Source organism: Hasllibacter halocynthiae (assembly GCF_003003095.1).
Classification (GTDB): Bacteria; Pseudomonadota; Alphaproteobacteria; order Rhodobacterales; family Rhodobacteraceae; genus Hasllibacter; species Hasllibacter halocynthiae.
Map to the genome: position 1 here is coordinate 139,076 of NZ_PVTT01000002.1, position 17,352 is coordinate 156,427.

A 17,352-nucleotide genomic window follows, 5' to 3' on the forward strand; every position below is an offset into this window, starting at 1 on the left:
GTCTAAGGGCAGCGCCGACGGGGCCTTAGCTCAGCTGGGAGAGCGCCTGCATGGCATGCAGGAGGTCAGCGGTTCGATCCCGCTAGGCTCCACCAAACCTCCACACCTCCCGCCTCGGAACTACGCCCCCTGCGGAACTACGCTGTCGGCAGCGCCGACCGGCGGGTGTGTCCATGGCGCATCCGATCCCGCCGCGCTCGGTCGACCCGCTCGATCCCGGAGGGTCCGGCGGCGATGCCGTCCGTACGGAGAGCCTGCGGCGGCTGCGTCCCGCCGCGCGCAGGGCACCCGGACCGTCGCCAACCGGGCGGCGGCCGTCGAGGTGATCCGCAGGGGCGGCGACCTGTTCGTGTTCCGCGCGGCCGGGTCCGATAGCAGGATCACGGGCACCACCTTCAACCCCTATGTCGGTTTCCAGACCTTCACGGAGAGCCGGCAGAGGCCCGCGGTCCAGATGCTGGACCCGGCGGCCGCGGGGGCGCGCGACGCGCTCTCGGTCAGGGCGCTGCTCAGGCCGGACTGGCAGCGGATCGTCGCCGAAGGCCTGCCGACGGGCTGCGGCGCCTGAACGCGTCCCCCGGACCCCGTCCGCCGGCTAGTTCCGGCCGACGGCCTCGAGCGCCTCGACCCCGATTGCATCGATGTCGAGCGGGCCGGGCGCGGTCGGCGCCGAGGCCACCGCGCCTGCGGGGTCGGCGCAGTCGGCCGCCGCCGCGACGCCGTCGGGGATGCGGCCCGACCGCCGGGCGCGCCCTTCGGCGTCGGCATAGCGCCCCGCGCTCTCCGCCGGGCAGTCGAGCGCGGCGCCCGCGAGGACGAGCTGCTCGCCGAGGTCGCGCGCATTGGCGCGGCACTGGCCCACCAGGCGGCCCTGCGCGTCGAGCCCGCGCGTCAGCTCGCAGGTGACGTGCGGCTCGGGCGAGATGGCGGCGGTCAGCTCGCCCAGGTCGGCCTCGGCCGTCAGCCCGGGGGCGGCGGCGACGCCGTCGATGCGCACGGGCAGCCCGTCGAAGTCGAGTATGGGCACCTGCCCCGCCGCTGCCTTCAGCTCGGGAAAGCCCGTCAGCGTCGGACGGCCCGGATCGTTGGGCGGGGGCGGCAGCGAGGAGAGGCCGATGGCACCGCCCGACGCCTCCTCGATGGCGGGCCCGGCGCCGGGGAGCGGCGCTATGGCGAGCGCGCCGCCCCGCGGCTCGCAGGCGCCCAGCACGGCGCGGGAGCGGTCGGCGCGGATTCGCCGGAGCAGCACGTCTGTCGGCGCGCCGACCACGGGATAGCCGAACGCGGCCTCGTACCGCTCGATCGCGCTGCGGGTGGAGGGGCCTTCGGCACCGTCGATCGGCCCCGGCTCGCAGCCGAGATCGGAGAGGGCCGTCTGCACCTCGCGCACGAGCACCCGGCGCGGATCGACGCGCGGCTGGCGCGACGGCTCGGCCTGGAAGGGGCGGCTGGGCACGGGGACCGCCTGGGCCTGAGGCAGCGGGGCCTGCTGGGGGGCGATCTGGTGGCAGTGGTAGAAGAGGAAGTCCCAGTGGCACCCGTTCGCGTCGGCGGGGCCGGGATGGGCGCGCGCCGCCTGCGGCAGCGTCAGCGCGGCCAGCGCGGCGGCTAGGATCGTCGGAACGTGTCGCATGGGGGGCTCTCCGTGGTCCGCCCCCATCTATCACCGCCCGCAGGCGGGCGCACGGGGTGACGGGACGTCCCGCGCGGCCTGCCGCCGAAGCATGTTTCAGTCCCGCGCGCGCAGCACCCCCGCCGGCCGCGCCCTGAGTGGCCGCCACGCGAAGGCGAGCCCCGCCAGGAGCGTCATCGCAGCGCCCCCCGCGACGATCAGCAGCGCGTTGCCCCAGGCCACCGAGTAGTCGGCCTGCATCACGAAGGTGACGACCCCCCATGCGCCGAGGCACCCCGCGACCAGCGCGACCGCCCCCGCCGCCGCCCCCAGAAGGGCCGAGCGGAGCGCGAAGCTGAGCAGGATCGTCCCCCTCTCGGCCCCGAGGGTCCGGAGGATCGCCGCCTCGAACACCCGGGCGCCCACCCCCGCGGCGGCCGCGCCCAGGAGGACCGCGAAGCCCGTGACCAGCGTCACCAGCGCCCCGGCGCGGATCGCGCCCGCGATGCCGTCGATCACCTCCGCCGCCCGGTCCACCGCGTCGCGCACGGAGACGGCCGTGACGTTGGGCAGCGCCCGGCCGACGGCGCGCAGGACGGCCCCTTCGGCGCCCGGATCGGCGCGGGCGGTGGCGATCCACGTATGCGGCGCGCCCTGCAGGGCGGCGGGGTCCATCACCATGACGAACCCGATGCCGCCCGTGGCGAAGTCCACCTCGTGGAAGGCGGCGATCTCGGCCGTGACGCCCCGCCCCAGGATGTTCACCGTGATCGTCGAGCCGAGCTCGAGGCCCAGCTCCCGCCCCTCGTCCGCGGAGAAGGAGACGAGGGGCGGGCCGTCGTAGCCCTCGGGCCACCAGGCGCCTTCGGTCACCTCGCGCGCGCCGGGGGCGGCCGCGTAGGTCACGCCCCGGTCGCCCTGCAGCACCCAGTGGTCGCCAGCCACCTCCGCGGCGGGGCGCCCGTCGATCCCGGTGATGATGCCGCGCAGCATGGGCGCGGCCTCGATCTCGTCCACCGCCCCGGTGCCGTCCAGGACGGCCTCGAACCGCTCGAGCTGGTCGGGCTGGATGTCGAGGAAGAAGAAGGACGGCGTGATCTCCGGCAGGGCGCCGCGCACGAAGCCTTGCAGGTTGCGGTCGATCTGGCCGATCGCCGCCAGCACCGTCAGCCCGAGCCCGAGCGAGAGGACGACGGCCCCCGCCTCCTCGCGCGGGCCGGCGATGGCACCGAAGGCGGTGCGCAGCGCCGGGCGGCCCCGCATGGCCCGCGCGCGCGCCAGCCGCCGGGCGAGGAGGCGCAGGCCCCACGCCGCGAGCGTCAGCGCCAGGAGCGCGCCCGCCACGCCGCCCGCGACCCAGAGCGTCAGCACCCGGTTGCCCTGCAGCAGCGCCGCGATCCCCACGAGGGCGGCGGCCAGCGCCGCCAGCGCCACGAGGTAGCGCGCCCTCGGCCGCCCCGCGCCGCCCCCGCCCGCCGCGTCCCGGTAGAGCGCGGCGGGGCGCACCGTCTCCGTCCGGGCGAGAGGCGGGAGCGCGAAGAGGGCCGCGGCGAGAAGGCCGTAGAGCGCGGCCTCGCCCAAGGGGGCGGGATAGGGGGCGAACCGCGCCGGGATGGGCAGCGCCGCCTCGATCACGGGCGCCAGCGCCAGGGGAATCGCGGCCCCCAGCACGAGCCCCAGCGCCACCCCCAGCAGCGCCAGGACACCGACCTGCATCACGTAGGCCAGGAACACCGTGCCGCGCGTCGCCCCGAGGGTCCGCAGCGTCGCGATCACCCCCGTCTTGCGCGCGAGATAGGCGCGCACCGCCGCCGACACGCCCACGCCCCCGACCGCGAGGCCGGCGAGGCCGACGAGGATCAGGAAGTCCTCGAGCGTGCGGACGAACTCGGCCACGCCGGGGGCGCCATCCCGCGCGTCCTGCCAGCGCGCGCCCGACCCGCCGAACCGCGCCTCGAAGCCGGCGCGCAGGGCGTCCGGGTCCGCGCCGGGCGGCAGGTCGATCCGGTAGGCGCTGTCGAAGAGCGTACCTTCGGTCATGAGGCCGGCCCCCGCCAGCGCGTCCCGGCGAATCACCGTCCGCGGGCCGAGGCCGAAATCCACCGCGGCGTCCGGCTCGGAGACGAGGATGGCGGAGACCTCGTATTCCTTCGAGCCCAGCGCCACGGGATCGCCCGGGCCGACGTCCAGCCGCGCGGCGAGCTCGGGCGCGAGGACGACCCGGTCGCCGGCCAGCGCCTCCTCCAGCGGGATCGGCGGGTCGAGGACGGGGGCGCCCAGGAGGGGCCAGGCCCCGTCGACGGCCTTAACCTGGGTCAGCGCGCCCTCCCCGCCCGCACGGGCGAGGGAGCGGAACTCCGCGATCTCCGAGACGCGGCCGGCGGCGTCCATCCAGGCCCGCTCCTCGGGGGTGGCGAAGCGGTAGGTCAGGGTGATCTGCGCGTCCCCGCCGAGAAGGACCGCGCCTTCGGCCTTCAGCCCGCGGTCGATCGCCTCGCCGGTCAGGCCGATCGCCGCGATCGCCGCGACCCCGAGCGCGAGGCAGAGGAGGAACACCCGGAACCCCGAGAGGCCGGCGCGGAACCCGCCCGCCAGCTCGCGCCGGGCGATGCGCCACGCGGCCCTCACGTCCGGGACCCGCGCGCGGGCCCGGCGGCCGGGGGAGGGCCCCGGCGCGGGACGGTCACTCAGCCGCTTCCGCGAGCGGGGCGTCCAGGGCGCCGTCCACCAACCGCAGCTCGCGATCGCAGCGCGCGGCGAGGTCCGGCGCGTGGGTCACGAGGATCAGCGTCGCGCCGTGCCGGTCGCGCAGCCCGAAGAGAAGGTCCATGATCGCCGCCCCGTTCGCCGCGTCGAGGTTGCCGGTCGGCTCGTCGGCGAGGAGGATCTCGGGGCGTGGGGCGGAAGCGCGCGCGAGGGCCACGCGCTGCTGCTCGCCGCCCGAGAGCTGCGCGGGATAGTGCGCCGCCCGCGCCCCGAGGCCGACCGCCCCCAGCTCGGCCTCCGCGCGGTCCCAGGCGTCCGGGGCGCCGGCCAGCTCCAGCGGGGTGGCGACGTTCTCGAGGGCGGTCATGGTGGGAATCAGGTGGAAGGACTGGAACACCACGCCCATATGGTCCCTTCGGAACCGGGCGAGCGCGTCCTCGTCCATCGCATGGAGGTCGCGGCCCAGCGCCCGCACCGTGCCGCCGGTCGGACGCTCGAGCCCGCCCATGAGCATGAGGAGAGAAGACTTGCCCGATCCCGACGGCCCCGTCAGCCCCAAGGTCTCGCCCCGCGCCACGTCGAGGGTGACGCCCTTCAGGATGTCCACGCGCCCCGCGTTCCCGCCGAGCGAGAGGGCGGCGTCCCTCAGTGACAGGACGGGATCGGTCATGCGGCGGCTCCGGCGTCTCGGGGGCGTGGCTCGACATGGGGTGCGCGGGGGCCTTTGCAACCTCGCGCTCCTGCTCGCGCTGGCGCTGCCGGCGGCGGCCGAGGAGGTGGTGATCGCCGCGCTCGGCGACAGCCTGACCCAAGGCTACGGCCTGCCCGAGAGGGACGGGTTCGTGCCGCGGATGCAGGCGTGGCTGGACGCGCGCGGGCACGACGTGCGATTGATCAACGCGGGCGTCTCGGGCGATACCACGGCCGGCGGCGCGGCGCGCGCCGGCTGGACGCTGACGCCCGAGGTGGACGGGATGATCGTCGCGCTCGGGGGCAACGACTTCCTGCGCGGCATCGACCCGGCGACGAGCCGCGCGAACCTCGACGCGATCCTCGGCGCGGCCGACGAGGCGGGGGTCGAGACGCTGGTGGTCGGCCTCGTCGCCAGCCCGAACTACGGGCCGGACTGGAAGGCGGCCTTCGACGCGATGTACCCCGATCTGGCCCGGGCGCATGGCGACCTTCTGCATCCGCGCTGGTTCGGCGCGCTGATCGAGGCGGCCGGCGGCGGCTCGCCGCAGGACCTTCGCCCCTACATGCAGCCCGACGGCATCCACCCGAACGCCGAGGGCGTGGCCCTGATCGTCGAGGACATCGGGCCTTCCGTCGAGCGGCTGATCGACCGGATCGAGGCGGACGGGGCCTAGGCGCGGCCCCCCGGCGCGGCGCCGTCAGGCGGCGGCGTCGCAGGCGGCGCGGATGGCGGCGATGTTGCCCTCGTAGGCGTCCGGCCCGCCCCGGAACACCGCCGAGCCCGCGACGAGCACGTCCGCCCCGGCGGCCACCACGGCCGGGGCCGTGCCGGAGTCCACGCCGCCGTCCACCTCGATCCGCACGGGCCGGTCGCCGATCATCGCGCGCACGCGCCTCACCCGCTCGACCGTGCCGGGGATGAAGCCCTGCCCGCCGAAGCCGGGGTTCACGGACATCACGAGGACGAGGTCCGCGTCGTCGAGGAGCGGCCCGATCGCCTCGACGGGGGTGCCGGGGTTCAGCGCGACCCCGGCCTTGCACCCCGCCCCCCGGATCGACTGGAGCGTGCGGTGGATGTGCGGGCCGGCCTCGACATGGGCGGTCAGCAGGTCGGCGCCGGCCTCGGCGAACGCCTCGATCCAAGGGTCCACGGGGGCGATCATCAGATGGACGTCCATGAAGGTCGTCACGTGCGGGCGGAAGGCCACCGCCGCGGGCGGCCCGAAGGTCAGGTTCGGGACGAAGTGCCCGTCCATCACATCGACATGGACCCAGTCGGCGCCCGCCGCCTCGACGGCGCGGATCGCCTCGCCGAAGGCGGCGAAGTCGGCGGAGAGGATGGACGGGGCGATGAGGGGCTTGGGCATGACGACGATCTGCCACGCGGCGTCCGCGATGTGTAGGGCGATGCTGTCCCGGACATGCGCAGGCGGCTACCCAGCGCCCATGACCCAACCGCCCCTCCTCGTCGCCCTCGCCGCCATCCTCCTCGGCGGGGCCTGCATCGCGGTCCAGGCCCCGATGAACGCCCGCCTCGCCGCGCATGCCGGGGGCCCGGTCGCCGCGGCCGCCGTCTCCTTCGGGGTCGGCTTCGCGATCCTCGCCGCGATCGCCCTCGCCCGCGGGGGCCTGCCCCCCGCCGCCGCCGTCGCCGCCGCACCCTGGTGGGCCTGGGCGGGCGGCGCGCTGGGGGCGGTCTACGTCTGGGCGGCGGCATGGTCGGTGGGCAGCCTCGGCGTCGTCACTCTGGTGGCCGCGCTGATCGCGGGACAGATGTCGGCGGCCCTGGTCCTCGACGCGACGGGCGCCTTCGGGCTCCGGCCGCGCGAGGTCGACGCCAAGCGCCTCCTCGCCGTCGCGCTGGTCGCGGCGGGCGTCCTCACGTCGCGGCTTTGATCCCCCGCGCGCCCGTGCGACACCGAGGCCATGACCGATACCGCCCACCATGCCGGGACCCGCAGCGCCGAGGGCGCCCTCGCCCTCCACGAGCCGAGGAACGAGGGCACCGCGCCCGACCTCGACTGGGCGCTGGACGCCCGCGCGAACCAGTCCGCGATCGAGCGGCGCGCCGCCACCCTGCCCAGCCGCCGCAGCGTCAAGAAGGAGTGGCAGGCCGCCTGGCTGGCGCGCGCCGTCTCCTGCATCGACCTGACGACGCTCTCGGGGGACGACACGCCCGGCCGGGTGCGGCGGCTCTGCGCCAAGGCGGCCCGGCCGATGCGTCAGGACCTGCTGGACGCGATCGGGCTGCCGGACCTGACGGTGGGCGCGGTCTGCGTCTATCACGAGATGGTGCCCGCCGCCGTCGAGGCGCTGAGGGGCACGAACGTTCCCGTCGCCGCCGTCTCGACCGGCTTCCCGGCTGGCCTCTCGCCCTTCGACCTGCGCCTGAAGGAGATCGAGCGATCCGTCGCCGAAGGGGCCCGCGAGATCGACGTCGTCATCTCGCGCCGCCACGTCCTGACCCGGGACTGGCAGGCCCTCTACGACGAGACCCGGACCATGCGCGAGGCCTGCGGCGAGGCGCACATGAAGGCGATCCTCGCCACGGGCGAGCTGGGCACCCTGCGCGACGTGGCCCGCGCCTCCCGGGTGGCGATGATGGCGGGGGCGGACTTCATCAAGACCTCGACCGGCAAGGAGGCGGTGAACGCCACCCTGCCCGTGACCCTGGTGATGCTGCGCGCCATCCGCGACTACGGGGAGCGGACGGGCTTCAAGGTCGGCTACAAGCCGGCGGGGGGCATCTCGAAGGCGAAGGACGCCCTGAGCTACCTCGCGCTCGTCAAGGACGAGCTCGGGGACCGCTGGCTGCGCCCCGACCTCTTCCGCTTCGGCGCCTCGTCCCTGCTGGGCGACATCGAGCGGCAGATCGAGCACTTCGTCACCGGCCGCTACTCGGCGGCGCACCGGCACGCGATGGGATGAGGAGGGGGCGAACCCGATGAACGAGATCGCGAGCATCTTCGAGAGCATGGAGTACGGCCCCGCCCCGGAGGCGGCGCAGCCGGCGACGGACTGGCTGGAGGGGCACGGGCGGCGGTTCGGGCACTTCGTTGACGGCGCTTGGACGAAGCCGGGAGAGACGTTCGAGACCGCCGCTCCCCGCGACGGCGAGGTGCTGGCGGAGGTCACGCAGGGCACGGACGGCGACGTGGCGGGGGCGGTGAAGGCCGCCCGGCGCGCGCAGAAGGGCTGGGTGGCGCTGGGACCCGAGGGGCGGGCGCGGCATCTCTACGCCCTCGCGCGCGGCCTGCAGAAGCACGCGCGGCGCTTCGCGGTGCTCGAGTCCCTCGACAACGGCAAGCCCTTCCGCGAGGCGAGCGGGATCGACCTGCCCCTGGCGGTCCGCCACTTCTACCACCATGCCGGCCATGCCCGCCTGATGCCCGAGATGGTCCCGGGACGCACGCCCCTGGGGGTGTGCGGGCAGGTGATCCCGTGGAACTTCCCCCTCCTCATGCTGGCGTGGAAGGTCGCGCCGGCGCTGGCCATGGGCAACACGATCGTCCTGAAGCCCGCCGAATGGACGCCGCTGACAGCGCTGGCCTTCTGCGACCTGGCCCTGGAGGCAGGGCTGCCGAAGGGCGTGCTGAACGTCGTCACCGGGGACGGCGCGACGGGCGCGGCCCTGGTCGCGGCGGAGGTCGACAAGGTCGCCTTCACCGGCTCCACCGAGGTCGGGCGCCGCATCCGCGAGGCGACCGCCGGCACCGGCAAGCGCCTGACGCTCGAGCTGGGGGGGAAGTCGCCCTACATCGTGTTCGACGACGCCGACCTCGACAGCGCGGTCGAGGGGCTGGTCGACGCGATCTGGTTCAACGGCGGGCAGGTCTGCTGCGCGGGCTCGCGCCTCCTCGTGCAGGAGGGGATCGCCGGCGCCTTCCACGCCCGCCTGCGGGACCGGATGGCGAGCCTGCGCGTGGGCGACCCGCTGGACAAGGCCATGGACGTGGGCGCGATGATCCATCCCGACCACCTGGCCGCCGTCCGCGCCGCCGTCGCCGCCGCCCCGGCCCATGCGGAGGTCCACCAGGGCGAGGCGCCGGAAGGCTGCTTCTTCCCGCCCACCCTCGTCACCGGCCTCCAGCCAGCCGACCGCCTGATGCAGGAGGAGGTGTTCGGCCCCGTTCTCGTCTCCTCGACCTTCCGCACCCCGGCCGAGGCGGTCGCGATGGCCAACGACAGCCGCTACGGCCTCGCCGCCTCGGTCTGGTCCGAGAACGTGAACCTCGCCCTCGGGGTCGCGCCGAAGCTGCGGACGGGGATCGTCTGGGTGAACGGCACGAACATGCTGGACGCGGCCGCCCCCTTCGGCGGCGTGAAGGAGAGCGGGTTCGGCCGCGAGGGCGGGACCGAGGGCCTCCTGGCCTACACGAAGGACGCCGCCGAGAGGCCGAAGCTGGCGCGCGTCGCGCCGGCGACGGGCGGGGGCGGGCCCGCGGATCCGCTGGACCGGACCCACAAGATGCTGATCGGCGGCAGGCAGGCCCGTCCCGACGGGGGCCAGTCGCGCCCCGTGTTCGGCCGGGGGGGCGGGCATCTCGGCACCGTCTCGCTCGCCAATCGCAAGGACGTGCGCAACGCGGTCGAGGCGGCGGGCGCGGCGAAGGGCTGGTCCGCGACCTCCGGCCACCTCCGCGCGCAGATCCTCTGGTACCTGGCCGAGAACCTCGCCGCGCAGGCCGGGCGCTTCGCCGACCGGATCGACGCGATGGCCGGCAAGGGTGGCGCGCAGGAGGTCGAGGACGCCGTCTCCGCCCTCACCGCCGCCGCGTCCTGGGCGGACAAGTTCGACGGGGCGGCCAAGGGCGTACCGATCCGGGGGCTGGCGCTGGCGCTGCGCGAGCCGGTCGGGACGATAGGCATCCTCGCCCCGGACGACGCCCCCCTCCTCGGCCTCGTCGCCCCAATCGCGGCGGCGCTGGCGATGGGCAACCGGGTCGTCGCCGTCGCCTCGCAGGCCATGCCGCTGGCGGGGACGGACCTGATCCAGGTGATCGAGACCTCGGACGTGCCCGCGGGCGCGTTGAACCTCCTGACGGGGGACCACGCCGAGTTGGCGCCGCACCTCGCCGGTCACATGGACCTGGGCGCCTGCTGGGGCTTCTCGCCCGGCCTCGACGCGGTGGTCGAGCGCGAGGCCGCGCGCGACCTCAAGCGCACGGTGGTCACGAACGGCAGGGGCCGGGACTGGACCGGGTCCATGCGCTGGCTCCTGGAGGCGGCGACGGAGGTGAAGACCGTCTGGGTGCCCTATGGCGAGGGCTGAGCGGGCGCGCCGCCGCTAGCCGAAGTCGCGCAGGATCGCCCGCTCCATCCGCTCGGCCCAGGTCTCGTAGATGGCGGGCCCGGGGTGGAAGCCGTCCGCCGCCATGAGCGCCGGGTCCAGCCCCGTGTCGAAAGGCACTCTCCGGGCGTCCTCCTCGCCCGCGAGGGCGCCGCGCAGCGCCCGGTCGAAACGCGCCGCCTGCAGGCCGACGACGCGGCGCAGAGGGTCGGGCAGCAAGGGGAACTCGCCCACGGGGGGGAGGCCGGTGACGTAGAAGCGCCGGGCGCCGAACCGCGCGCGCAGCAGCGTCCGCAGCCGAGCCTGCCGGCGCAGGAAGTCACGTCGCCGCACGCCCCGCGTCACGTCGTTCACCCCGACGCCCAGCACGACGGCGTCGAAGGCCTCCGCGCGCGCGCCCTCCAGCCGCTCGACCAGGCCCGCCGTCGTCAGGCCCGATCGCGCCTCGATCCGCCAGGAGACGTCGAAGCGGCGCGCCAGCCGCCGCACGAGGCGCCCGGTCAGGGCCTGGTCCTGCCAGGCCACCCCGACCCCCGCGGCCGAGCTGTCGCCCGCCACCAGCACCTTCAGCGGCCGCCCCTCGCCCGCGCGCCCCGCGCGTGGGCCGGCCGGCTCGGGCATGACGCGGGCGAAGCGGCGGGCCATCACCGCCTGCGGCACGATCACCGGCGCGAGCGCGGCGAGGAGGACGGGAACCGGGACCTCCGGCATCCGGCGGCGGGACGGTGGGGTGAATGCTGACAGGTCGGCCATGCAGGGACAACGTGTCGCACCCCCGGACGGTTTCCAAAGGCGTGCCGCTTCAGCCGATACGCTCGGCCTTTTCTCGCGCGCGGCGGGCGCGCCGCTCGCGCATCCGGGCGCGGCGGGCATCCCAAGCGGCGTCCATGTCGTCGAGCACGGGCGAGATGCGCGCCCGCTTGAACCGCCGCCAGCGGGTGGCCACCGCCCAGAACAGCGCCCCCAGGAGGATCAGGACCACCGCCGCGGTCCAGGGGAACGGCGTGTCGCCCGGCCCCGCGGCGGGCCGGATCGACAAGGCGTTGGGATAGATCGAGAAGAGGTTGCTGCGCCATCCGTAGTGCCGGACCACCACCCATTCGTCGCCCCGCGCGGCGACCGTGGCCTTGGTCTGCAGCTCGTCGCTGTCGAACTTGAGGTAGGGCGGCCAGCCGAGGCCGGTGTCCTCGTTCCGGAACTCCATCGTCGTGCCGTCGGGATAGACCGTGCGGATGAAGCGGACGTCCCGGTTCTCCAGCGCGGCTTGGCCGGTGTCGGGCCGGGCCCAGAACAGCGGCCGGGCGCCCACGTCCGTGCGACGGACGTCCACGCCCACGATCTGCACCACGTCCCGCTGGGGCAGCGTGTAGTGCAGGAACCCCGCCAGGATCAGCGCGAGCGTGCCCCAGAACAGGATGCGGAGGATCGTGGTCAGCATCAGTCGTCCGTCATCCAGATCGCCAGCAACAGGAGCGACAGCGGCAGCGCGTAGACCCACCCCAGGAGGTGCCGGCGCAGGGTGCCCTGATAGGCCACCAGCCCGTCGCGGACGTAGTCGTCCTTCTCGCCGACCTTCAGGCGGTGCCACTCCGTCTCCAGCGCCTCGCGGCGGCGGTCGCGGGCGTAGAGCGAGAGGCACACGTAGATGGCCGTCAGCACGGCGAACGCGAACAGCATCAGGCGCAGGATCGGCAGCATCGGCTCGGGGCCTCCCTTCCCCTTCCCGATATAGCGCCCTCCGCGCCGGGCGCGAGACCCCGCTGCGCGGGCCCTTCAGCCCAAGGCGGCGTCCATCAGGGGGCTGCCGGGATCGGCGAGGCCGTCCACCACGTCGAAATGGTGCCGCCCCGGATCGACCCGCAGCGGCCAGCCCCATGCGTCCGCCAGCCACCGCGCCTGGTCGAGGAAGGCGGGCCGCTCCTCCGAGCCGACCCAGACGGTCCCGGGGACGCCCGGCGCGGGGCGCAGCGCCGGGCTCTCGGCGGCGGCCTCGGGCGGGTCGATCCCGAGATCCGCGTTCATCGCCGTGCGCATCAGGGGCCGCAGGTCCGAGACGGGGCTGATCGGCACCACCCGCGAGAGCCGATCCCGCGCCGCCCCCTCCAGCCCCTCCGCCGTCCGCGCGGCGAGGTGCCCGCCGGCCGAGTGCCCGGTCAGCACCAGCGGCCCGGCCGGCACCCGCGCGCAGGCCGCCAGCACCGCGCGGCGCACCGCGCCCGCGATCCCCCCGATCCGCGCGTCCGGCGCCAGGGGATAGGACGGCATCGCCACGCCCCAGCCCCGCTCCATCGCGCCCCGCGCGAGATGGCCGAACCACTCGCGCCCCATCAGCCGCCAGTAGCCGCCGTGCACGAAGACCATCAGCCCCTCGGGCCGGGCGGCGGGCATGAAGAGGTCCCAGCGCTCGCGCTCGCCCGGCCCGTAGGCGAGGTTCAGCGCCGCGCGCCCCAGCGCCTGCTGGGCGGCGCGGAAGTCGCGGCTGTCCGCCTCCCATCCGTCCCGGATGGCCTCGGCGTCCGGGACGTACTTGGCGTTCTCGTACTCGTCCGTCAGGTCCATGCCGCCGTCTTGGCAGCGCCCGCCGGGCCTGTCATCCCGCCAGGAAGGGGACCCGCGGAAGGATCGCGCCATGCCGAGAGACGAGACCACGAACCTGCCGGGCCTGCTGGGGGACCGGGACCTCCTGCGGACGCGGCTCTTCGACGGCGAATGGCGGGACGCGGAGGGCGGCGCCGTCTTTCCCGTGACCAATCCCGCCCGCGGCGACGTGATCGCGGAGGTCGCGGACGCCACCCGCGCCGACGCGGCGCGCGCGATCGAGCGGGCGCATGCCGCCCAAGCCGAGTGGGCGGCGACGACGGCCAAGCACCGCGCCCAAGTGCTGCGCCGCTGGTTCGACCTCATGATGGCGGCCCAGGACGACCTCGCCACGATCCTCACGGCCGAGCAGGGCAAGCCGCTGGCCGAGGCGAAGGGCGAGATCGCCTATGCCGCGAGCTTCATCGAGTTCTTCGCCGAGGAGGCCAAGCGCGTCACGGGCGAGATCATCCCCGGCCACATGCCCGACAAGCGCATCCACGTGATCCGCCAGCCCGTGGGCGTGGTGGCCTCGATCACGCCCTGGAACTTCCCCTCGGCCATGATCACCCGCAAGGCCGCCCCCGCCCTCGCCGCGGGCTGCGCCTTCGTCGCCAAGCCCGCCGCCGAGACGCCGCTCTCGGCGACCGCCCTCGCCGTCCTGGCCGAGCGGGCGGGGATCCCCGCCGGCCTCCTCGCCGTCCTGCCCTCCACCGACGCAGAGGGCATGGGGCACGAGTTCACGCAGAACGACCGCGTGCGGAAGCTGACCTTCACCGGCTCGACCCCCGTGGGCCGCATCCTGCTGCGGCAGGCCGCAGACCGGGTGATGAAGGTCTCGATGGAGCTGGGCGGCAACGCCCCCTTCATCGTCTTCGACGACGCGGACCTCGACGCGGCGGTGGAGGGGGCCATCGCCTGCAAGTTCCGCAACAACGGCCAGACCTGCGTGTGCGCCAACCGCCTCTACGTGCAGTCGGGCATCCACGACGCCTTCGTCGAGGCCTTCGCGAAGCGCGTCCGGGCGATGACCGTCGGCGACGGCATGGAAGGCGCGGACCTCGGCCCCCTGATCACCGGGGAGGCCGTCGAGAAGGTCGAGGCGCACCTCGCCGACGCGAAGGGGAAGGGCGCCCGCGTCGTCACGGGCGGCGCGCCCTCCGGCGCGGGGCCTCTCTTCTACCAGCCGACCATCGTGACGGACGTGACCCGCGACATGCGCTTCAACGAGGAGGAGACGTTCGGCCCCTTCGCGCCCGTCTATCGGTTCGAGGACGAGGACGAGGTGATCGCCCTCGCCAACGACACGATCTACGGCCTGGCCGCCTATTTCTACGCCAAGGACCTCGGCCGGGTCACGAAGGTCTCCGAAGCGCTCGAATACGGCATCGTGGGCGTGAACACCGGCATCATCTCGACCGAGGTGGCTCCCTTCGGCGGCGTCAAGCAGTCGGGCCTCGGGCGCGAGGGCTCCACCCATGGCATCGACGAGTTCCTCGAGATGAAATACGTCTGCCTGTCGATCTGAGGTGGGGGCGGTCAGCCCCGCGGCACCGCGGCGGGCCCGGGACGGCCGCCGGCGGCGACGTCCGGGCAGGCATGGCGGGCGCACTCGGTCTCCAGCGTCGCGTGTGCGATGCCGAACCGCGCGGCGAGGTCCCGCTTGACCGCCCGCTTGACCGCGTCGGCCTCGCCCCAGCGTCCGGGCGCGATCACGAGATGCGCGTCCACGGCGCTGCGATGCTCGTCCATCTGCCAGAGGTGGACGTGGTGCACGTCCCGGACCCCGTCCGCGCCCCGCATCGCCGCGATCACCGCCCCGCCATCCACGTCCGGCGGGCTGCCCAGCATCAGGATTCGGATCACCGGCCCGATCTCGCGCGCGGACTGCCACAGGATGTAGCCCGCGATCAGCGCCGTCACGAGCGGATCGACCAGCCACCACCCGAAGAGGAGGATCAGCGTCCCCGCCACGATCACCGCGACCGACCCCAGGGCGTCGGCGACGTTGTGGAGGAAGGCCGCGCGGATGTTCACGCTCGACTTCGACATGGCGTAGGTCAGCGCGGCCGTGACTAGGTCCACCGCCAGCGCGACCCCGGCGATCGCGACGACGAGCCACCCCTCCACCGGCTGCGGATCCAGAAGGCGGGCCCCCGCCTCCCACAGCAGGTAGAGGCCGATCACGATCAGCGTGGTGTAGTTCACCAGCGCCGCCACCACCTCGACCCGGCCGTAGCCGAATGTCATGGACATGTCGCGCGGGCGCCGCGCGATCCGCCGGGCGGCGAAGGCGATGATCAGCGACACCGCGTCCGAGAAGTTGTGCAGCGCGTCCGCGATCAGCGCGAGGCTGCCCGAAAGGATGCCCCCCGCGACCTGCGCGACCGTCAGCGCCAGGTTCACCCCGATCGCGGCGATCACGCGCCGGTCGCCCGCCTCGGGGTCCACGTGGTGATGATGATGGTGCCCGGCCATGCCCGTGCCCCCGGCCCCTGGTCGATCCGCCTCCGGTCGCAAAGCGACAATCCCGGGCACGCCCCTAGGGTTCCTCGGCCCCGCCCCGCTCCGGCGCGCCGCGGTCGAGGGACAGCTCCGCGTCCGAGAACCGCCAGGGCCCGCGCAGCGACGGCACCCCGCCCGGCGCGATGGCGAGGCCCCGCGCGACCACCTGCGGGTCGGCCAGCGCCTCGGCGATGTCGTTGATCGGCCCGCCCGGCACGCCCGCCGCCTCCATGGCCGACAGGAGCGCCGCCCGGCTGCGCGCGGCGACCAGGGGCTCCAGCGCGGCGTCCAGCGCCTCGCGGTTGGCGACCCGCGCGGGGTTCGTCGCGAAGCGCGCGTCGCGGGCGAGGGCCGGCGCGCCCAGCAGCTTGGCGAGGGCCGCGAACTGCCGGTCGTTCCCGACGGCCGCGATGAGGTGGCCGTCCGCGCAGGCGAAGACGCGGTAGGGCGCGATGTTCGGATGCGCGTTGCCGCGCCGCGCGGGCGCCCGCCCCGTCACCAGGGCGTTCATCGCCTGGTTCGCCAGCATCGCCATCGCGCAGTCCATCAGGGCCATGTCGATGTGCTGGCCCCGCCCGGTCCGGTGGCGCTGCTCGACCGCGGCGAGGATGCCGATCGCGCCGTAGAGGCCGGTGACGATGTCGGTGACGGCGACGCCGACCTTCTGCGGCGGGCCGTCCGCCTCGCCCGTGATCGACATCAGGCCGGACAGGCCCTGGATCAGGAAGTCGTATCCCGGACGCGCGGCATAGGGGCCGTCCTGCCCGAACCCGGTGATCGAGCAGTAGATCAGCCGCGGGTTCGGCACCGACAGGCTCTCGTAGTCCAGTCCGTACTTGGCGAGGCCGCCGACCTTGAAGTTCTCGATCAGGACGTCGGCGCGGGCGGCCTCCTCGCGGACGAGGGCGCGCCCCGCCTCCGTGCGGAAGTCGGCGACGGCCGACCGCTTGCCGCGGTTGGCGCAGTGGAAGTACGCCGCCGAGCCCCGCGCGCCGCCGGCACCCTCGACGAAGGGCGGGCCCCATTGCCGCGTCTCGTCGCCCTCGGGGGCCTCGACCTTCAGCACGTCCGCGCCGAGGTCGGCCAGCGCCTGCCCGATCCAGGGACCCGCCAGCACGCGCGCCAGCTCCAGCACGCGAAGGCCCTTCAGCGGCGCCTCGGCGCTCATGGCAACGCGGGGGCCGGAACGTCCGGTCCTGCGCGGCCGCGGGCCACCCCTGCCCTCCCCTCGATCCCCATGAGGTCCCCTCTTCCGTGCTTTCCCCGGCCGCGATCTTGGCCACGCCCTAGCAGGACGGCCCCTCGGGGGCGAGCCTCGCCACGAGGGGTCGGCGGGTCCCCTTGCGCGTCGGCGTGGACGCGCGCACCGCACGCCGCCCCCGGGAACGGCGCCCGCCGGCCCCGTGTTCTCCTCCACGGGCGCCCGGTTCTGCGGGATGCCCTTGCACACCGCCACCGAAGGAAATTTGCCCATGACCCGCCTGCTCACCTCCGCCGCCGCCACCGCCCTTCTCGGGACGGCCGCGCTCGCCGATGACGACGATCTCGGCGCCTACCTCTATGCGGCCGACTGCGGCAGCCTCTCGGGCGACGCGATCGTGGCCGATGTCGGCGACCTCGACCGGGACGACGACGCCTCGGACGAATGGGCCCGGGTCAGCGACGCCGGCGCGCCCCAGCCCGACCCCCTCTGGTCCGAGGACGAGGACATCGACGACGTGTCCGCCGACGAGATCGGGGGGGGCGGCTACGCCGTGGCGATCCATGCGACCGACGACGAGGACGCGGACGTCGTCGCCTGCGGCGTCCTTCGGGGAACCCTGCCCTTCGTCGCGGCGCTCGACGAGGTCGGCGGATCGGGGATCGAAGGCCGGGTCGCCGTCGGCATGGACGACGACGACGAGTTGAGCCTGGCCACCACCGCGTTCGAGGTCGGCGCCGCCGACTGACGGCACGGGGCCAGCCCCCC

At 74.8% G+C, this 17,352-nt stretch carries 17 protein-coding genes and 1 tRNA gene; 8 read left to right on the forward strand and 10 right to left on the reverse strand.

Annotated elements, in window-relative coordinates; all coding sequences use genetic code 11:
• Nucleotides 1-19: 19 nt before the first annotated feature.
• Nucleotides 20-95: transfer RNA gene (locus BCF33_RS07645), tRNA-Ala, on the forward strand.
• 227 nt (nt 96-322) lie between these two features.
• Entirely contained in the window at nt 323-568 is a 246-nt protein-coding gene (locus BCF33_RS14040; RefSeq protein WP_158259377.1) for a hypothetical protein, read from the forward strand.
• Between the two features lie 27 nt (nt 569-595).
• Here BCF33_RS14040 and BCF33_RS07655 read toward each other — a convergent pair whose 3' ends face one another.
• From BCF33_RS07655 to BCF33_RS07665, 3 genes are all read right to left on the reverse strand, one after another.
• Nucleotides 596-1,633: a peptidoglycan-binding protein gene (locus BCF33_RS07655; RefSeq protein WP_158259378.1), complete on the reverse strand. Its 1,038-nt coding sequence runs from the start codon at nt 1,631-1,633 to the stop codon at nt 596-598.
• A 96-nt stretch (nt 1,634-1,729) separates the two neighbouring features.
• Nucleotides 1,730-4,240 (reverse strand): ABC transporter permease, encoded by a 2,511-nt coding sequence (locus tag BCF33_RS07660; RefSeq protein ID WP_106160380.1) that lies wholly within the window; start codon nt 4,238-4,240, stop codon nt 1,730-1,732.
• 55 nt (nt 4,241-4,295) lie between these two features.
• Nucleotides 4,296-4,988: an ABC transporter ATP-binding protein gene (locus BCF33_RS07665; protein WP_106160381.1), complete on the reverse strand. Its 693-nt coding sequence runs from the start codon at nt 4,986-4,988 to the stop codon at nt 4,296-4,298.
• On the opposite strand from BCF33_RS07665, the gene BCF33_RS07670 reads away from it, so the two are divergent.
• Nucleotides 4,987-5,685, forward strand: a complete 699-nt coding sequence (locus tag BCF33_RS07670; RefSeq protein WP_106160382.1) for an arylesterase — start codon at nt 4,987-4,989, stop codon at nt 5,683-5,685. The two genes, BCF33_RS07665 and BCF33_RS07670, sit on opposite strands and share 2 nt — an antisense overlap.
• A 24-nt stretch (nt 5,686-5,709) precedes the next feature.
• On the opposite strand, the gene rpe is transcribed toward BCF33_RS07670, so the two are convergent.
• Nucleotides 5,710-6,378: a ribulose-phosphate 3-epimerase gene (gene rpe / locus BCF33_RS07675; RefSeq protein ID WP_106160383.1), complete on the reverse strand. Its 669-nt coding sequence runs from the start codon at nt 6,376-6,378 to the stop codon at nt 5,710-5,712.
• Nucleotides 6,379-6,457: 79 nt separating this feature from the next.
• On the opposite strand from rpe, the gene BCF33_RS07680 reads away from it, so the two are divergent.
• Genes BCF33_RS07680 through BCF33_RS07690 form a run of 3 tightly spaced genes read left to right on the forward strand, consistent with a single transcriptional unit; the run spans nt 6,458 to nt 10,283 of the window.
• Nucleotides 6,458-6,907, forward strand: a complete 450-nt coding sequence (locus BCF33_RS07680) for a DMT family transporter (RefSeq protein ID WP_106160384.1) — start codon at nt 6,458-6,460, stop codon at nt 6,905-6,907.
• A 30-nt stretch (nt 6,908-6,937) separates the two neighbouring features.
• Entirely contained in the window at nt 6,938-7,939 is a 1,002-nt protein-coding gene (gene deoC / locus BCF33_RS07685; RefSeq protein WP_106160385.1) for a deoxyribose-phosphate aldolase, read from the forward strand.
• Between the two features lie 16 nt (nt 7,940-7,955).
• A complete protein-coding gene (locus tag BCF33_RS07690; protein WP_106160386.1) occupies nt 7,956-10,283 on the forward strand; it encodes an aldehyde dehydrogenase family protein in 2,328 nt (775 codons plus the stop codon).
• Nucleotides 10,284-10,298: 15 nt separating this feature from the next.
• Here BCF33_RS07690 and BCF33_RS07695 read toward each other — a convergent pair whose 3' ends face one another.
• The 4 genes from BCF33_RS07695 to BCF33_RS07710 all read right to left on the reverse strand — a co-directional run bounded on the left by BCF33_RS07695 (nt 10,299) and on the right by BCF33_RS07710 (nt 12,860).
• The gene (locus BCF33_RS07695; RefSeq protein ID WP_158259379.1) at nt 10,299-11,054 is read right to left on the reverse strand and encodes an SGNH/GDSL hydrolase family protein; all 756 of its coding nucleotides are present in this window, start codon (nt 11,052-11,054) and stop codon (nt 10,299-10,301) included.
• A gap of 49 nt (nt 11,055-11,103) precedes the next feature.
• The gene (locus tag BCF33_RS07700) at nt 11,104-11,739 is read right to left on the reverse strand and encodes a DUF1523 family protein (protein ID WP_106160388.1); all 636 of its coding nucleotides are present in this window, start codon (nt 11,737-11,739) and stop codon (nt 11,104-11,106) included.
• A complete protein-coding gene (locus tag BCF33_RS07705; protein ID WP_106160389.1) occupies nt 11,739-11,999 on the reverse strand; it encodes a hypothetical protein in 261 nt (86 codons plus the stop codon). Before BCF33_RS07705 ends, BCF33_RS07700 begins: the two co-directional genes overlap by 1 nt.
• 75 nt (nt 12,000-12,074) lie before the next feature.
• A complete protein-coding gene (locus BCF33_RS07710) occupies nt 12,075-12,860 on the reverse strand; it encodes an alpha/beta hydrolase (RefSeq protein ID WP_106160390.1) in 786 nt (261 codons plus the stop codon).
• Nucleotides 12,861-12,930: 70 nt separating this feature from the next.
• Between BCF33_RS07710 and BCF33_RS07715 the strand changes: the two genes are divergently transcribed.
• Nucleotides 12,931-14,406 (forward strand): NAD-dependent succinate-semialdehyde dehydrogenase, encoded by a 1,476-nt coding sequence (locus tag BCF33_RS07715; RefSeq protein ID WP_106160391.1) that lies wholly within the window; start codon nt 12,931-12,933, stop codon nt 14,404-14,406.
• A gap of 11 nt (nt 14,407-14,417) precedes the next feature.
• Here the strand turns inward: BCF33_RS07715 and BCF33_RS07720 are convergent, their stop codons facing one another.
• Nucleotides 14,418-15,356, reverse strand: a complete 939-nt coding sequence (locus tag BCF33_RS07720; protein ID WP_106160392.1) for a cation diffusion facilitator family transporter — start codon at nt 15,354-15,356, stop codon at nt 14,418-14,420.
• A 64-nt stretch (nt 15,357-15,420) separates the two neighbouring features.
• Nucleotides 15,421-16,551 (reverse strand): CaiB/BaiF CoA transferase family protein, encoded by a 1,131-nt coding sequence (locus tag BCF33_RS07725; RefSeq protein WP_106160393.1) that lies wholly within the window; start codon nt 16,549-16,551, stop codon nt 15,421-15,423.
• Between the two features lie 304 nt (nt 16,552-16,855).
• Here BCF33_RS07725 and BCF33_RS07730 point away from each other — a divergent pair, with 304 nt between their 5' ends.
• Complete coding sequence (locus tag BCF33_RS07730; RefSeq protein ID WP_106160394.1) at nt 16,856-17,332, forward strand: hypothetical protein; 477 nt, start codon at nt 16,856-16,858, stop codon at nt 17,330-17,332.
• Nucleotides 17,333-17,352: the final 20 nt, after the last annotated feature.

Bases quoted from the DNA above. Each gene is read 5' to 3' on its own strand.
- BCF33_RS07655 (WP_158259378.1), bottom strand. From the start codon at position 1,633: ATGCGACACGTTCCGACGATCCTAGCCGCCGCGCTGGCCGCGCTGACG.
- BCF33_RS07670 (WP_106160382.1), top strand. From the start codon at position 4,987: ATGCGGCGGCTCCGGCGTCTCGGGGGCGTGGCTCGACATGGGGTGCGC.
- BCF33_RS07665 (WP_106160381.1), bottom strand. From the start codon at position 4,988: ATGACCGATCCCGTCCTGTCACTGAGGGACGCCGCCCTCTCGCTCGGC.
- rpe (WP_106160383.1), bottom strand. From the start codon at position 6,378: ATGCCCAAGCCCCTCATCGCCCCGTCCATCCTCTCCGCCGACTTCGCC.
- BCF33_RS07680 (WP_106160384.1), top strand. From the start codon at position 6,458: ATGACCCAACCGCCCCTCCTCGTCGCCCTCGCCGCCATCCTCCTCGGC.
- deoC (WP_106160385.1), top strand. From the start codon at position 6,938: ATGACCGATACCGCCCACCATGCCGGGACCCGCAGCGCCGAGGGCGCC.
- BCF33_RS07690 (WP_106160386.1), top strand. From the start codon at position 7,956: ATGAACGAGATCGCGAGCATCTTCGAGAGCATGGAGTACGGCCCCGCC.
- BCF33_RS07695 (WP_158259379.1), bottom strand. From the start codon at position 11,054: ATGGCCGACCTGTCAGCATTCACCCCACCGTCCCGCCGCCGGATGCCG.
- BCF33_RS07700 (WP_106160388.1), bottom strand. From the start codon at position 11,739: ATGCTGACCACGATCCTCCGCATCCTGTTCTGGGGCACGCTCGCGCTG.
- BCF33_RS07705 (WP_106160389.1), bottom strand. From the start codon at position 11,999: ATGCTGCCGATCCTGCGCCTGATGCTGTTCGCGTTCGCCGTGCTGACG.
- BCF33_RS07710 (WP_106160390.1), bottom strand. From the start codon at position 12,860: ATGGACCTGACGGACGAGTACGAGAACGCCAAGTACGTCCCGGACGCC.
- BCF33_RS07715 (WP_106160391.1), top strand. From the start codon at position 12,931: ATGCCGAGAGACGAGACCACGAACCTGCCGGGCCTGCTGGGGGACCGG.
- BCF33_RS07720 (WP_106160392.1), bottom strand. From the start codon at position 15,356: ATGGCCGGGCACCATCATCATCACCACGTGGACCCCGAGGCGGGCGAC.
- BCF33_RS07725 (WP_106160393.1), bottom strand. From the start codon at position 16,551: ATGAGCGCCGAGGCGCCGCTGAAGGGCCTTCGCGTGCTGGAGCTGGCG.
- BCF33_RS07730 (WP_106160394.1), top strand. From the start codon at position 16,856: ATGACCCGCCTGCTCACCTCCGCCGCCGCCACCGCCCTTCTCGGGACG.